Annotated in this window: 17 protein-coding genes; 2 read left to right on the top strand and 15 right to left on the bottom strand. The window is 55.5% G+C overall.

What is annotated here, in order from left to right:
* Positions 1-2: 2 nt before the first annotated feature.
* The 9 genes from fliB to AC6IZD_RS04945 form a co-directional block, all read right to left on the bottom strand.
* On the bottom strand, positions 3-1,331 hold the full coding sequence (fliB, locus tag AC6IZD_RS04985) for a flagellin lysine-N-methylase (RefSeq protein WP_497786582.1): 1,329 nt from the start codon (positions 1,329-1,331) through the stop codon (positions 3-5).
* A gap of 868 nt (positions 1,332-2,199) precedes the next feature.
* Positions 2,200-2,415 (bottom strand): Fe-S cluster assembly protein IscX, encoded by a 216-nt coding sequence (iscX, locus tag AC6IZD_RS04980; RefSeq protein WP_497786581.1) that lies wholly within the window; start codon positions 2,413-2,415, stop codon positions 2,200-2,202.
* 202 nt (positions 2,416-2,617) lie between these two features.
* Positions 2,618-3,037, bottom strand: a complete 420-nt coding sequence (locus tag AC6IZD_RS04975; protein WP_497786580.1) for a 2Fe-2S iron-sulfur cluster-binding protein — start codon at positions 3,035-3,037, stop codon at positions 2,618-2,620.
* A gap of 41 nt (positions 3,038-3,078) precedes the next feature.
* Positions 3,079-5,013 (bottom strand): Fe-S protein assembly chaperone HscA, encoded by a 1,935-nt coding sequence (gene hscA, locus AC6IZD_RS04970; protein ID WP_497786579.1) that lies wholly within the window; start codon positions 5,011-5,013, stop codon positions 3,079-3,081.
* A gap of 15 nt (positions 5,014-5,028) precedes the next feature.
* A complete protein-coding gene (gene hscB, locus AC6IZD_RS04965) occupies positions 5,029-5,754 on the bottom strand; it encodes a Fe-S protein assembly co-chaperone HscB (RefSeq protein WP_497786578.1) in 726 nt (241 codons plus the stop codon).
* Positions 5,755-5,766: 12 nt separating this feature from the next.
* A complete protein-coding gene (locus AC6IZD_RS04960) occupies positions 5,767-6,126 on the bottom strand; it encodes a HesB/IscA family protein (protein WP_497786577.1) in 360 nt (119 codons plus the stop codon).
* A 32-nt stretch (positions 6,127-6,158) separates the two neighbouring features.
* Positions 6,159-6,542 (bottom strand): Fe-S cluster assembly scaffold IscU, encoded by a 384-nt coding sequence (gene iscU, locus AC6IZD_RS04955; protein WP_497786576.1) that lies wholly within the window; start codon positions 6,540-6,542, stop codon positions 6,159-6,161.
* A 38-nt stretch (positions 6,543-6,580) separates the two neighbouring features.
* Positions 6,581-7,828, bottom strand: a complete 1,248-nt coding sequence (locus AC6IZD_RS04950; RefSeq protein ID WP_497786575.1) for an IscS subfamily cysteine desulfurase — start codon at positions 7,826-7,828, stop codon at positions 6,581-6,583.
* Positions 7,818-8,291, bottom strand: a complete 474-nt coding sequence (locus tag AC6IZD_RS04945) for an RrF2 family transcriptional regulator (RefSeq protein WP_497786574.1) — start codon at positions 8,289-8,291, stop codon at positions 7,818-7,820. Before AC6IZD_RS04945 ends, AC6IZD_RS04950 begins: the two co-directional genes overlap by 11 nt.
* 258 nt (positions 8,292-8,549) lie before the next feature.
* Between AC6IZD_RS04945 and AC6IZD_RS04940 the strand changes: the two genes are divergently transcribed.
* Positions 8,550-9,809, top strand: coding sequence for an NRAMP family divalent metal transporter (locus AC6IZD_RS04940; protein ID WP_497786573.1), 1,260 nt, complete (start codon positions 8,550-8,552; stop codon positions 9,807-9,809).
* 231 nt (positions 9,810-10,040) lie between these two features.
* Complete coding sequence (gene fba, locus AC6IZD_RS04935) at positions 10,041-11,069, top strand: class II fructose-bisphosphate aldolase (RefSeq protein WP_497786572.1); 1,029 nt, start codon at positions 10,041-10,043, stop codon at positions 11,067-11,069.
* A 65-nt stretch (positions 11,070-11,134) separates the two neighbouring features.
* Here the strand turns inward: fba and AC6IZD_RS04930 are convergent, their stop codons facing one another.
* From AC6IZD_RS04930 to AC6IZD_RS04905, 6 genes are all read right to left on the bottom strand, one after another.
* Positions 11,135-12,118 carry a tagatose 1,6-diphosphate aldolase gene (locus AC6IZD_RS04930; RefSeq protein WP_497786571.1) on the bottom strand — a complete coding sequence of 328 codons (984 nt, stop codon included), beginning with the start codon at positions 12,116-12,118 and terminating at the stop codon, positions 11,135-11,137.
* A gap of 53 nt (positions 12,119-12,171) precedes the next feature.
* Positions 12,172-12,909: a ribonuclease PH gene (gene rph, locus AC6IZD_RS04925; protein WP_497786570.1), complete on the bottom strand. Its 738-nt coding sequence runs from the start codon at positions 12,907-12,909 to the stop codon at positions 12,172-12,174.
* 50 nt (positions 12,910-12,959) lie between these two features.
* Positions 12,960-13,841, bottom strand: a complete 882-nt coding sequence (murI, locus tag AC6IZD_RS04920) for a glutamate racemase (RefSeq protein WP_497786569.1) — start codon at positions 13,839-13,841, stop codon at positions 12,960-12,962.
* A gap of 43 nt (positions 13,842-13,884) precedes the next feature.
* Positions 13,885-14,145, bottom strand: coding sequence for a 4Fe-4S dicluster domain-containing protein (locus AC6IZD_RS04915; RefSeq protein ID WP_497786568.1), 261 nt, complete (start codon positions 14,143-14,145; stop codon positions 13,885-13,887).
* A gap of 90 nt (positions 14,146-14,235) precedes the next feature.
* The gene (locus AC6IZD_RS04910; RefSeq protein WP_497786567.1) at positions 14,236-15,069 is read right to left on the bottom strand and encodes an inositol monophosphatase family protein; all 834 of its coding nucleotides are present in this window, start codon (positions 15,067-15,069) and stop codon (positions 14,236-14,238) included.
* Between the two features lie 2 nt (positions 15,070-15,071).
* Positions 15,072-15,398: an RNA chaperone Hfq gene (locus AC6IZD_RS04905; protein WP_497786566.1), complete on the bottom strand. Its 327-nt coding sequence runs from the start codon at positions 15,396-15,398 to the stop codon at positions 15,072-15,074.
* Positions 15,399-15,432 lie beyond the last annotated feature (34 nt).

Below are 15,432 nucleotides of genomic sequence, written 5' to 3'. Positions count from 1 at the left end.
CTTTACGCAATAGCCGGTCGTGGCGAGTAGCTCGTCAAGATGGGCCGACGTTCGCTGGCGAGCTGGCTACGCTCCGCGGTCGAACACTTCAGCAGAGCCAGAAATCCTTCGACCGTACATAGATTCTGCTGTTGAACAACCTTGCTAATCTCACCGAGAAAAGTGAGATTGTGTTCCACTGCCTTTGAAACAGACTGGACCAACCTAACCACATGCTCAGAACTAAAGTTTCTCTGATGGTGCCCCGCCAAGCCAATCAGTAAACCCCTAATAAGAGAGTATTGGGCCGCCATCATCGCATATTCGGTGAGTATGCTCTTGGGCGTGTGGTGAGCACTTGCCTCGCGGCCAAACGGAAACAATGTCCGGAAAACATAGTTTAAAAGATAGTTTTCCATCATGTAGGGGTACTGCTCCAGAAACGGCTGAAAGAACCGCTCTTCAGCTTCCACGTATTTGTGAGTAATGCTCTCCACCGTAGATTCCGGAGAATATCGGATGCCATTCAGAAACTCGGCAAAACACGAGTCAAAGCGTCGACCGCTTGCTCCGCCAGTAATGCACTGGTCAGCCAGCCGTAAAACCAGCCTCAATTGTTGCTCGGGCTTCGCCGGCGCATCTTCTAGTTCTTTGTAGAGGGTGCCCTTGGCAAGCATTTCGCGGTAGCCATTCAATATTCCCGGGACGTGAGAGTCCTTTTCAGGCGTGTCGAGCCTGTCAAGATCACGGCACACCATGCCCAGCAGAAAAACACGCTGCCACAGGGGACGAGCACGATTCTGGATCAGATCGACGATGAATGTCCTGATCTCATGAAAATATGAATACGGCTTGTGAATCGAGTTGTGATCGTGAGTCAGCAGCCGAGAAAACTGGTCTGTCCTGAAAGGACGCGAAGCAACATTTCCCTCCGCCTCAGTAGAGTCTGGGTTCAGCAGCACAAGCCTTGCCGCCTCCGGACAGGAAAGATAGAGCGAGGTCTCCAACTCATTATCCACGCTGTTTAGAACACGCGGATAGATCGAGCAGGTAGCAGACAGATACTTGGCTCCAAGCTCCTTCTGTATGCCACAAAGCCGGTCTGCAGCGAGAAAGGGACAATCCTCGGAAGGAGTTGCATCAATCTTTGCGTACAAGGAATCCGTCTGCCCCGATGAGTTCAGCGACACCCTCAATTGAACTAGCGAGCTTATATCGCCTGCCGGAAGGGCCTGGTAATTCTCATAGGTCGCCTTGTCCAGCATGACTCCCATACCGTGGCAGCAGGTGTCTTCACATGCACCGCCGATGCATCGAAAAGTAGCAGCATAAAGGGGTCGCACTCGGCTCATAAACTCTCCATCAAAGACTCAATGCCGTGCCGCCCCAACATCAAGAAAACACCTCTGCGGCGTTCTGCCTGGGCTGAAAATTAGGATTCGAATAGAACCGGCACTTTGCAAGAACCTGATAGAGCAATCGGCTCACCAAACTGAATTGATTTGGACCGTTTGAGTTGCACTGTTGAGCCTCGTGGCGTTCACCTACAAATTACTCTGGCCCGCGCCAGTAACACGACGCCGCTTCTGTACGTTCACGGTACGTGCGATTTTGGGTTTCGTCAGCGCCATAAATCTCTCCTGCGGCCACTTCTAATTGACGGACAGAATCAACAATCCTGATTTCGCATGCGTCGTCGCCGGAGAGGTTGCAGTCAGCCGATTCGAGCGTCGCTGATCTGGCCGACCACCCGCAATGTCGTGTCCCTCGTCCAGATCTCGAACAAACACTGCGAATTGCGTTCCCTACGCATTTGCAGCGCCCATGATGGGGTACGTACTGAATTTGCCGGCCGTCTTTATTGTTCCCGTGTTGGCTTCATCCAGAGAATCTGCTCCCCAGCGGAATTGGCGTAAAGCTGTTTATCGCAGGGTCCCACAACCGAACCATTGCTAGCAACCGACGTGCAAATTGGAAATAAAGCACAGAGCAAACCCAAACACACTTCCACCACAAATCAGGATTGCGCACGTCGCCCCCGAATTACGCCAAAGATGTGGCTTCAACTCTGACTTAGCTGAGGAGAGTGGTCAAGGACTTTGCTGGCGTTCCCGAAAATGGATTCAGTGCGGGCCGGCTACTCTGATAATCTTGCCAATCCATCATCCATGGGGTGAAATGCTTGTCTCAGCAAGAACTTCTTTAGCCGCTCTCAACGTTCTAACTGTGCTGATCCTTCCATTCCTCGTACCAGCTCATTTGAATAGCTTCGAGTTTCGATTCGTTGGAGGCTTGAGGGTCGTCCTTGAAGTTGTCCAGGTCGATTACGAGGCGGTGCAATTCAGTGAAGCGCACCGTGAGGGGATCCAGTTCGGGATGCTTTTCGAAGAGTTCGATTCCGATATCTTCCGAGTCAGTCCAATGCAGTTCTTTCATTATTCCTCCGCATTACGGAAACCGGGGGTTCAGCGGCAGCAAGAAGGCTTGCGGCGCAGGCGAGTCACACTCCAGATAAGCAGAACGGAGTTACAGGCCAGCAAGAGCACGGCCGTGTTGCTCTCCAGTCGATGACTCAAGGTGCCTAGCACCAGCAAGGCTTCGATAAAAAGCAAAATGAGGGCGAACGACTTCATAGGAATCAGAGGGAGCTTCCGCCGCCCTCGCTCACGTAGTTGCGATTCCATGACGGTATTTCCACGACGACCTCGCCGGGCTTTTCGATGATGGCCTGGCATCCGAGGCGCGAGTTGAGTTGCAGATCGGCTGCAGTGTCGAGTTTGTCGGCTTCTTCTTCGGTCAGTTCGCTGAGAAGTTCTTTGCCCTTCTTGACTACCACGTGGCAAGTCGTGCAGGCACAGTTGCCACCGCAGGCGTGCTCAAGATGCACTCCAAAATTGATGGCTACGTCCAGAATGGATTGCGGCTTGCCATGATCCTGATAGGGCAATTTGCCCGCTTCAAACTCCACGCTCTTTCCGCTGGGAAGAAATGTCAGACGAACTGTATTCGGCCCAAGTTCGTTCCTGTTTTCAGCGGATTCGGCCTTCACATCGAGCATTCTATTTTGTCCTTTCGAACATCGATATCCGTCGATCTATATCAGTTAGTAAATTCGGCTTTGCCAATCGGATGCGGAGCTGCGGGACCTTCCGCGATATCCGTGGTCTCCATGTTCTTGCCCCGCAGAGCAGTGCTCACTGCGGTGTCCATCATCAACTCGGCAAGGTGCATCGTAGCCTGATTCAACTCGTCAATACTGGTGCGAATCTGCTGATAGTCCGTGCCCGTGATGGCTGACTTCAGTCGGGACTCAAGAGTGTCGATGCTGCTCTGTTCGTCGGGGCTGAGTTGCTGCCATGCAGTGTTCTTGCGCCCCTTCTCGAGTGCGGTCAGGATGGTGTCGGCCTCGTTGCGAGCTTCGATCAGTTGGCGCTTAGCGAAATCCTTCTCGGCATTGTCAAACGATTCGAGAATCATGTTCTCGACCTGCTCGTCCGTGAGTCCGTAGCTGGGCTGAACGTCGATTTCGGCTTCTTTGCCGCTGCGTTGCTCACGTGCAGAGACGTGAAGGATTCCGTTCGCGTCTATGAGGAAACGAACCTCGATGCGCGGCAATCCAGCCGGCATTGGAGGAATTCCCTTCAGGTCAAAGCGCGCAAGCGAACGACAATCTTTGGCGAGTTCGCGCTCGCCTTGGAGAACGTGAATCGCAACCGAAGTTTGGCCTTCGACACCAGTAGTGAAATTCTCGGTGGCACTGGCCGGAATGGTCGAGTTGCGATGGATGATCTTGGCCGTCACTCCGCCGAGGGCTTCGATACCGAGCGAAAGCGGCGTGACATCGAGCAGCAGCATGTCTTTCGTCTCGGTCGATCCACCAGCGAGAATGTTTGCCTGCACCGCGGCGCCGAGAGCGACAACTTCATCTGGGTTCAGCTCCGTGTGAGGCTTGCGTCCGAAAAGCGCTTCGACCTTGCGCCGGACAAGTGGGATGCGAGTCGATCCACCAACCAGGACAACTTCATCGACCTGATCGGGAGTGAGCCCCGCATCTTCCAGAGCTTGTCGGCATGGGCCCAGAGTGCGCTCTACGACGGGGGCGACCATCTGCTCAAGCATCTCGCGAGTAATGGTGCGCTGATAGAGCTTGTTCCCGGGAAGATCGAGTTCGATCTTTGCCGATTCCTCCGCAGAGAGTGCGATTTTGGCTTCGATCACAGCGCGGCGAATACGCTGAATGACGTCAGGATGATTGCGAACATCGATGCCAAGGTCGCCAACAATGTCTTCTACTGCGACAGAGATTAGTAGGTTGTCGATGTCGTCTCCACCAAGGTGTGTGTCGCCGTTCGTGGAAATCACTTCGAAAATTCCGTCCTTCAGCTTCAGGATGGAAATGTCGAAAGTGCCGCCGCCGAAATCGTAAACCGCTATCGTTCCGTTCTGCTGGCGATCCAGGCCGTAGGCGAGCGATGCGGCTGTAGGCTCGTTCACCAGACGGAGAACTTCGAGTCCTGCGATGCGTCCCGCATCTTTTGTGGCCTGACGTTGTGCGTCATTGAAATACGCGGGAACGGTAATGACAGCCTGTTTGACGGGAGCGCCGAAGAACCGCTCGGCGTTGCGCTTGAGCTGCCGAAGGATTTGCGCCGAGATCTCAGGAGGCGTGTAGGTGCGATCACCAAGCTTGATGCGAAGGACTTCGCCAGGGGCGAGGTCTTCCGCAAGGTGGAATGGGAAAAGCTTCAGCTCTTCCTTAACGTCTTCAACGCCGCGTCCCATCAGGCGCTTCACGCTATAGATGGCGCGCTCGGGCGCGGTAATCAGGACATCACGCGCCGCATTGCCGACTTGGAAACGATTCTCGCCGTCGAGAGCAACAACAGAAGGTACGAGGGCTGAGCCGTCTTCGCCGGGGATGATGAAGACACCCTTGGCCGCGTCGGGATGCGCTAGCGAAGGGCCCTGCCCCATATATGCTACGAGTGAATTCGTGGTCCCGAGATCAATTCCAACTACTCTATCGTCTGCCATTATGAGTAAGCCAAATTACTTCAGTACTTCATTGATATCGCGTACCAGATTGCGCAGGTAGCCGCGCCGGTTAAGAACATCGACCATGAGCGATGTGGATTCCGCATCTCCGCTGTCCCACTTGCGCCACGCGCTGCGCAGTTCTTTCTGCAAGTCGTTAAGCCGCTGGTTGAGGCTGTCACGAGTTGAAACAAGCTGAGTTCGAAGGTCGTCATCGATGGGTCCTGCCTTCGCTTCTTCGAGCAGCATGTTCAGCTCGAATGCTTCTTCCAGCAGCTCGAGCGGGACTACCTGCTTCTTCTCTTTCCCGGCGGTGCGCGCCATTTCCGTAGCGATCTTGCTTTGCTCTTCGAGAGCAATGCCCTGCAGGCTGAGCAGATACTCGGTGCGTGCGATAGGATCGCGCAGAGTGCGGTACGCGTCATTGAGCTGAGAAGTCTTCTCGAGGCTCCATGATTGCTCTTTGTCGCTTGCCCGCGAATACACGTCGGGATGCAGCTTGCGGCTAAGCGAATAGAACTCGCGCTCCAGCAATGACTCGTCGAGTTGAAGCTTGCGCGGCATCCCGAAGAACGAGAAGTAGTCGGTAGGCCGCGCTGGCTGCACGTGTCCGCACTCACCGCAGAAATGCTCAGCCCGCATATCACCGCACGACCAGCAGCGGTGATAGTGATGCTCGGGCTGCATTACCTGCAGAGTCGCCGTTCGAGACTTCGTTTCCGTGTTTGGTTGGTCGCTCAACGTCTATTCCCCTCAGGAGAAACTTGAGCCGCAACCGCAGCTCTTCTTCGCGTTGGGATTGTGGAACACGAAGCCACGACGCATGAGCGTCTCTTCCCACTCAACCGTCATGCCATTGAGATAGATAAACGACTTCGGATCGATGAACACGCGAACATCGCCGAACTGAAAGATGCGGTCGCGTTCGCGCGGCTGCGTATCGAAACGGATGTTGTAGGAAAGCCCTGAACAACCTCCGCCCTGCACGCCTAGACGAAGTCCGCCAACGTCAGGAGCAATGCCCTCTTTCTGCATGGTGGCTCGAATGTGCTCCAAAGCCTTTTCCGTGATGTGAATGCCCTGTACAGGCGCAGTCTGTTGTTCTAGTGCCATTTCTGTTCGGGGCTCCAGCCCTGTGAAACCAGTTAGCTCTGCTTCTTCTTCCAGTCGGAGATGGCCGCGCGGATCGCGTCCTCAGCCAGCACCGAACAGTGAATCTTAACGGGAGGCAGCGACAGTTCTTTGACGATGTCCGTGTTCTTGATCTGCAACGCTTCATCCACAGTCTTGCCCTTGACCCACTCGGTTGCCAACGAAGACGAGGCAATCGCCGAGCCGCAGCCAAACGTTTTGAACTTCGCGTCTTCGATGACGTTCGTCGCAGGGTTGACGCGGATCTGCAACTTCATCACGTCGCCGCACTCGGGAGCGCCGACCAGGCCCGTGCCAACTTCGGCGGCAGTTTTGTCCATGGTGCCGACGTTGCGCGGATTGGTGTAGTGATCAAGCACCTTATCGCTATAAGCCATCCTTGTTCTCCTTCAAAATCCTTTTGCCCAGTACCGAATTAGTGGCTCGCAGGTTCAGCAGCCCACTTCACCTTTGTAAGGTCAACGCCTTCCTTGTGCATCTCGTAGAGAGGCGAGAGTTCGCGTAAGCGCCTTACAACTTCGACAACCTTGTTTGCGACGTAATCGACTTCGGCCTGGGTGTTGAAGCGGCCAAGGCCAAAGCGAATGGAGCTGTGCGCAAGGTCGTCGCCCGCGCCGAGAGCCTTGAGCACGTAGCTGGGTTCAAGCGTCGCCGACGTGCAAGCGGAACCACTGGAAACCGCAATGTCGTTGATCCCCATCAGCAGCGACTCGCCTTCAACGTAAGCAAAGCTCAGGTTCAAGCTGCCGGGCAGGCGATGCTCCATGCTGCCATTCACGTAAACTTCGTCGAGCTGCGACGTGATCTGCTCGCGCAGGCTTTCACGCAACGCGAAAAGACGCTTCGATTCTTCTGCCATCTCCTGCTGAGCCAGCTCGCAAGCCTTACCCAAGCCGACGATGCCAGGTACGTTGAGGGTTCCGCTACGCATGCCGCGCTCGTGACCACCACCATCCATCTGGGCTACGAGCTGCACGCGAGGATTGCGGCGACGCACATACAACGCGCCTACACCCTTTGGTCCGTAAATCTTGTGGGCCGAAACAGAAGCGAGGTCGACATTGTCTTCGATGACATTGAACGGAACCTTGCCAGCCGCCTGCACAGCATCGGAGTGGTAAAGGATGCCCTTCTCGTGGCAGAGCTTTCCGATCTCACGTACCGGCTGCAGGATGCCAATTTCATTGTTAGCCGCCATGATCGAGACCAGGATCGTCTGATCGGTAATAGCGTCCTCGAGTTGGTTCAGGTCGATGCGTCCATCTTTCTGTACCGGGAGGTATGTGATGCGATAGCCGTGCTTCTCAAGGCGCTTGCAGGTATCGAGAACGCACTTGTGCTCGGTCACCTCGGTGATGATGTGGTTGCCCTTCTCGCGGTACATCTCGGCAACACCCTTGATGGCGAGATTGTTGCTCTCGGTCGCTCCGGAGGTCAGGACGATCTCTTTTGCCGTGGCACCAATCAACTTGGCTACCTGCTCACGACCTTTTTCCACGGCCTGCTCGGCCACCCAGCCGAACTCATGATTGCGGCTTGCAGCATTGCCGTAGATTTCGCCAAAGTAAGGCAGCATGGCTTCAATCACCCGTGGATCGGTCCGCGTGGTGGCGTGATTGTCCATGTAAATCGGTAGCTTCACTGCTGATGAATCACTTGCCATAATTCCCTCCAGAAACCTCGATCCTGACCAGCTCGCTTTCAAGGCGACTGGAATCGTCGGCGCCTTCGCGCAGCTCCCAAATCGTCAACCGGTCAAGTACGTCTTCGATCGCGCGACTCACCTTCTGCAAAGGTTCCCGGACCGTGCATTTTGAGCTCTGGTCACAGGCCTTATCAGAGTTGTTGCAGGAAGTGATGAAAAGTGGACCCTCTATGGCACGAATGACCTCAAGCGCGCTGATCTGACGTGGATCACGCGCCAGCGCGTAGCCGCCATTCGTTCCCTGCTGCGAAACCAGCAGCTTGCTTCGGGCCAGCCGTTGCAGAATTTTGGCCAGTGCCTCTTGTGGGATTCCGTACATCTCGGCCAAATCTTTGGCGCTGCAAGCCCCCAGATCAGCATGTCCGGCAAGGTGCCGAACCGCGATCAACCCGTAATCGGCCTTTTTGGTGAGCTTCAGCATAAGAGCGCGGATCTCCGACCTTTTCAGTCGCCAATAGAAGTATAGGTCTGAAAATCCAGAAAAGGCAAGCGCGAGCAGCGAACGGTAAGTACTCTAGGTTATTTAGCTACAAACACTTAGCGAATGGCGATAATTTTGGTCGGAAATTCACAGTTGAGAGGCGTGAAACGGGAGAATTGTGGCGTGGCATGACGGCAGGGGTTCATTGAGGGCAGCATGCCAACCAGAGCTCCTCTCCAGGCATCCTGTCAAAAGAATATGCCCCATCTGCCGTATCAATTTACTCCACCACCCGAACCTGCGCCTGCTGCCGAACCGTACCGCCGGCTCTCGGCATTTGTGCGCGGAGTGGTGGCTGGAGCAGCAGATCTTGATCCGGCGGCCGTGCTTACAGCCACAGTTGCCGGCGCGACCTTTGGCTACAGCGTAGGTTGGGTCGTGCTGCTCGCGATGCCTGTGCTTTGGAGCGTGTTTTCAGTTTCAGCACGCATTGGCGGTGATTCGCGCAAAGGCTTGGTTGAACTTGTGCGCGAGCAGTATGGGCGCAAGGCAGCAGTGAGTCTTGCGATTGCCGTATTTGGCGTGAATTTCGCCATGATCATCGGAGATCTCGTCGCGGTCAGTGATGCGCTCTCGATTGTGACGAATCAATGGCGAGCTTTCTTCCTTGTTCCGCTGGCATTCATCATCTGGTACATGCTTATTGTGGGCAATGCTCGCAAGAGCATGGAGCGACTCGGCCTGCTCTCGTTGTTTCTCATTGCCTATGTGGTTGCGGCTATCTATACAGTGCATTCACCTGTTGATGTTGCAAAAGGCATTCTGCTGCCGCACCTGGAAGCCACATCGGCCTACTCAATGGCTGTGATTGCGGTGTTTGGTTCCCTGCTTACGCCAGATGTGATCATCTGGCAGACGAGTTCAAAACGAGATCTGCCGCCTGGGGTTGATCCATCGCACGAAACTGAGTCCCACGCAGGAACGCTGGTAGCCACGCTGATTTCACTTTCGGCAATAGTAGTGTCAGCCAGCTTCCACCTACCTGACGCGGCTGCCATGACGACGCGCTCGGCTTCGCACGCGCTCGCGTTTCTTGGCTCAGCCGGGCCGCTGCTGTTTGCGTTGGGAATTCTAGGCTCTGGAATGGTCGCTCTTCCTCTTCTGGCTGCGTCACTCTCGTTCAGCATCTCGGAGGCGATTGGATGGACGTCGGGGCTGAATAAGGAACCTTGGGAGGCGCGCTACTTCTATATCGCGATCTCGTCCATCCTTCTAGTCTCGGTCGTCATTTCTCTGTTTGGAGTGAACACCGTGCGAGTGCTCTACTGGTCGCAGGTGGGGGCTGGAGCGCTAGTCGTCCCTATTCTGACGTTCCTCGTACTGCTAGGCCGAAATCGCAAGGTAGTGCAGGAATCCAATCGGCGATTCGACGACCTCTGCTTGTCGTTTGCCGTACTGGCGATGCTGGTCGCGAATGGGATGTTCGTGTGGAGTGAGTGGATCGCGCCGCACTTCTAACTGCAGATCACATTCGGTCAGGATTCATCAAGCACAGTACGCCGTTTCTTTCCGCCACTCTCTGTAGAGGTTGATCCGTCCACCATCGCGTGATAGCTTCATCTGTTCAAGGACTTCCGTGGCAAAGTAGGTAGCTACTAAGCTTCGAAAGGGGTTCCTCGCCACCCCTGCGTATTTTTTTAGGCGAGAACGCAAATATTCACGGCAAACAACCTTCTTAAGGAGATTTCTATGCCTCTGGTTTCTATGCGGCAGTTGCTGGACGAAGCCGCCAAGGGCGGTTACGGTGTGGGCGCTTTCAACGTAAACAACATGGAACAGATTCAAGCCATAATGGAGGCTGCGCGCGATACCAAGTCGCCAGTCATCATCCAGGCTTCCCGCGGCGCGCGCGCATATGCCCAGGACAAGTACCTGTATCACCTGATGCTGGCTGCCGCAGAACTCTATCCTGAGATTCCGCTCGTGATGCACCTCGACCACGGCAATGGCTTTGAAACCTGCAAGTCGGCTATCGAACTCGGCTTCACCTCAGTGATGATGGACGGCTCCCTGAAGGAAGACGGCAAGACTCCCGCGACGTTTGAAGAGAACGTGGCAGTCACCCGTGCGGTGGTGGACCTCGCTCACAAGTACGGCGTCACGGTCGAAGGTGAAATCGGCGTACTCGGCGGAATCGAAGACGGACACGGCGCGGGCGGCAGCGGACTTGAGCATGTCACCGATCCGGCTCAGGCAGTGGAATTCGTGAAGCGCACCGGCGTCGACGCATTGGCGATCGCGATCGGAACCAGCCACGGCGCGTACAAGTTCACCAGCAAGCCAGACGGTTCCGTGCTGAAGATGGACATCCTGATTGAGATCCACAAGCGCCTGCCGAACGTGCACCTCGTTATGCATGGCTCCTCCAGCGTACCGAAGGATCTTCAGGACATCATCAACCAGTACGGCGGCAAGTTGAAGCCGACATGGGGAGTTCCGGTCGAAGAGATCCAGCTCGGTATTCGCAACGGCGTTCGCAAGATCAACGTCGACACCGACAACCGTTTGGCGGTGACGGGCGCAATCCGCAAGGTGTTTGCTGAAACACCGGAGAAGTTCGATCCTCGCGACTACATGAAGCCTGCGCGTGAAGCGATGAAGAAGGTTGTGGCGCAGCGCATGCGTGAATTCGGCCAGGCCGGACACGCCGGAGACTACCAACCCATCTCTCTCGAAGAGATGAAGAAGCGCTACGCCGAAGCACCTGTAACGGTGTAGTTGAGGTTCGACAACGAATGAATACGGAGGAGCTATGCTCCTCCGTATTTTATTTGAGTCAGGTTTTACGCGGCTTTGACGTCGCTAATCGGGTACCAGGCCGAAGCGCGCCTCAGCGCCTGATTCACATTCTGGATGTTCTTCACGCCTTCTGTCTCAAGCCACTCTCGAAATGCTGCCAAGCCTTTTTCGGCAAAGATGGGAACGCCATCGGCCCACGTCGCACGACCGCATAGAACGCCGTTGTACTTCACTCCGCTCTCGGCAACGAGTTCGAGGGTTTCTGAGAACTCGGCGTTGCTCACACCAGCAGAGAGGTAGATATAGGGCAGATCCGTACACTGGGCCGACTTGCGGAACAACTGCATTGCTTCAGCCCTGGTATATGCCCGCTCTCCCTTGAAGCTGCGAGTGCCTTCGACGAACTTCATGTTCACCGGCACTTCGAGCTTCAGTACATCGACGTTGTAGCGCGGCTTACTAAATTCGCGCATGTAGGCCTGTACTATCTCAGGCTTTCGCTTCGCGTACTCAAGACTCTTCTCGTCGAGACCTTCTTCGTAACCGATGATCTCAAGGAAGAACGGAATGTCGTTAGCGACGCATTCATCACCGATGCGCTCGACCCAGGCATGCTTGTGCTCGTTGATGTGCTTGGGATCGCTTGGCGCGTAGTAAAGAAGTATCTTGACGCAATCAGCACCAGCTTCCTTGAGCCGTCTCGCACTCCAAAGATCGAGCAGGTCGGGCAGCCGCCCGGGGACCTGCTTGTCGTAGCCAGTCTTTTCGTAAGCCAAAAGCAGGCCGCTATTTTTGTTGCGCGCTTTGGCAGCAGGCAATCCCCACTCTGGATCCAGCAAAATAGCACTCGCGTAGCGTGTCAGCACTTCGCTGACGGCGACCTTGAAATCAATCAAGTCCTGATCTGTTGCGTTCGGACCGAGTGCTTTCTTCAGAGAGCCCCGCTGGTCCATCGCAGCAGCAGCAATTACGCCACGCTCGTTGGAGACAGCCTGCATGCCAGCCATCTTTCCGGGAGTAAGTTTCACGTGTGCCTCCTGCAGCACTCTGATGCGAATAGCCGGAAGGAGGCAGCACGCGACTAAAGCTTCACTCCAGCGGCACCGAGCACTTCGCGCTGGCGGGAAACCAGCTCCGCAATTCCCTTCCGAGCCAAGGCCGTCATGGCGGACAGTTGGTCATCGCCGAAAGGCTCGTGCTCGGCCGTGGCCTGAACTTCAATGAACTTGTTTGAGCCTGTGAGAACAAAATTCATATCGACTTCGGCTCGCGAATCTTCTTCGTAGGCGAGGTCGAGCATGGGTTCGCCATCCACAATTCCGACGCTGATGGCTGCTACCGTGTCCTTGATTGGAAGCTGCTTGAGAGTTCCTGCGTCCACGAGTTTCTGCATGGCTAACGTCATCGCGATGAAGCCTCCCGTAATGGAGGCGGTGCGCGTTCCGCCGTCGGCCTGGATCACGTCGCAATCAATCCACAACGTGCGTTCTCCGAGTTTCGCAGTGTCAACGACGGCTCGCATGGACCGGCCGATGAGTCGCTGAATTTCGTGGGTCCGTCCGCCTTGCTTTCCTCGCGAAGCCTCGCGGGCAGTGCGGGTCAGAGTGGCGCGGGGAAGCATGCCGTACTCGCTGGTAACCCAGCCCTTGCCCTGGTTGCGCATCCATCCAGGGACGCTCTCCTCGATGGTAGCAGTGCAGATGACCCGCGTATTTCCTACTTCAATAAGGCATGAACCCTCGGCGGTGCGAATGAATTCAGGGGCCAGTTTCAACTCGCGCATCTGGTCGAGCGAGCGATTATCAGAACGAAAAATCATGATGAGTTCCTTGCTGCCGCAGGCATCTTTGCCCGGGCTGAGTAGGGTGTTCAGTGTCCGGAATCGAGGTCGGCACGCTCAACGCAGTCGGCGGGAAATCCGAGGAAGACAGGAGCGTGCTTATGGAACTTCTCGACCGAATCGGTCACGAAAAATTTGTAACTCGGTGTACCGGCCTTGAGGTCGTGTCCTGCCAAATACTGCAACACGGCGCAGGCAGTGGCCTCGGCTGAATCGACGATTGAGATGCGCTGCGGAACGACGCGTCGCAGCATGGGGCGCAGGAGTGGATAGTGCGTGCAGCCAAGAACGAGAACATCGACATTTGTCGATGCAGTGCGCAAAGCCTCGATTGTATAAATGCGTGCGACCTGCTCGGTGACAGGATTTTCCGTCCATCCTTCCTCCACGAGAGGCACAAGGAGTGGACAGGGCTTTTCAAATGTCGCGAAGCCGCGGCGAGCAAGCGCTCGCTGATAAGCGTGACTTGTGCAAGTCGCTTCTGTGGCATAGACAAGAGCTTCGCGGCTCTTCGAAACAGCGGCGGCAGCGTCAGCGCCGGGTTCGATCACTCCGACGACCGGCACGGAAACGGCGGACTTGATGTCGTAAAGGGCCAAAGCCGATGCCGTGTTGCAGCCGATAACGAGGAGATCGATACCTCGCGCAGCCAGGAATTTGGCGGCCAAAGACGAATAGCGCGCGACGAACTGCTGCGATTTGGTTCCGTAGGGAAGGCGGGCCGTGTCGCCAAAAAACAGGTAGTCAGCGTTGGGGACCATTCGCGCGATGGCGCGCAGGACGGTCAACCCGCCAACGCCAGAGTCAAAAACTCCGATGGTAGGTCGATGGGTTTGCGATGTCACTTCACTCAATGTAGCGCAAACTGCCGCAGGAGTGGAAACGTAAGGACGAAGGTGAAGAGTTGGCACCCACCTCAGCTAGCGACAGCAGAGGTGGGGCACTAGCTCGATCTTAGCGGCCGTAATACTTGGCATTGCGCTCGGCGAAGTGTTTCCACTTATCGGGAAGATCGTCGATGGCGAATATGGCCGAGACGGGGCAGACCGGGACACAGGCTCCGCAGTCGATGCACTCGACAGGGTCAATGTAAAGCATCTCTTCGTTAGCGTGTGCGGCTTCGTCCTTCTTTGGGTGGATGCAATCCACTGGACATGCATCCACGCAGGCGGTGTCCTTCGTTCCAATGCACGGTTCTGCGATTACGTAAGCCATGAATCTGCTGTCCTTTGCTTAATAGTCAATTCGAACCACTGATTGTAGCAAAACAGCAGAATACGTGCTGTGGAGAACCTGAGAGCTTCGCTAGCCCTCTAGAGCGTTGACGGGAGGTATGTCGTCAGTACGCCCTTCGAAAATCGCCCGAAAATTCTCCAAGAGCTCAGGGTGAATTAGAGAATTCGTAGCAACCGTCTCTCGGCTGTCGATGTTGAACGGCGAACCATCGAAGCGACTGACGGTACCTCCCGCTTCCCGCACAAGAAGGACTCCAGCAGCAGTGTCCCAGGCATTCAATTTGAATTCCCAGAAGCCGTCGTAACGACCAGAAGCTACGTTTGCTAAATCGAGTGCAGCGGAGCCCGCACGACGTACACCATGTGAGCGCAACGTCAGCTGGTGGTAAAAGTGAATGTTCGGATTCTTGTGGCGCTTGAAACTGGGAAAGCCTGTACCGAGGATCGATTCCGACAATGTCTTGGTGCTCGACACATGCATGGGATGACCGTTAAGAGTGGCTCCACTTCCCTGCTCAGCCGCGAAGAGTTCATCGCGAGTGGGATCGTAGATCACTCCCGCGATGAGTCGGCCTTGATACTCGAGACCCATTGAAACGCAGAACACAGGATAGCCGTGAGCGAAGTTCGTTGTGCCGTCCAGCGGATCTACATACCATCGGAAATCGCCACCATGCGTGTCGCGTGTACCCTCTTCGCCAACGATGTCGTGCTCAGGCCAGGCTGCGCGCAAGCGTGAAACGATGAACTTCTCGCTGGCACGATCGGCCTCGGTGACCAGATCGACGTCGCCCTTGTACTCAAATCCGATGCGCCGCTCGAAATAGGGCAGGAGGAGCTTTCCTGCCTCGCGCGCAATGGCCGTGGTTTGCGAAAGAAAACCGGATGTAGCAGAAACCGTCATTGTTACTCGTCTTCTGCCCGTTGCGGGGTCAGCGGAGCCGAATGGGATGATGCGGCGGGCTTTGTGCGACGTGGGCGCACAGGCTTGATCTCTCCTTCGGCGATGTACATGATCTCGGATTTGAAGATGAACAGGTTCGGAGCACCTTCCCGCGTGAGGCGAAGCATGTTGCGATCGTAGTATTCGATCCAGCCGCGAACGATTTCTCCTCCCTGCAACTTGATGCTGACAAGTTTCTGCTTTTCGCCGAGTGCTTTGAGGTACGCGGCTTCTTCAAAGGTCTCTTCTGGAGGAGGGGTCTTTCCCTTGTTGGTTGGACGAATGGGCATGAGGTGATTTTACCGGATTCGTTTGAGGACGGAC

It is taken from the genome of Koromonas humicola, from assembly GCF_059726255.1.
The sequence above is the reverse complement of the archived record's forward strand: the minus strand, read 5'-3'. Positions and strand labels throughout refer to the sequence as shown.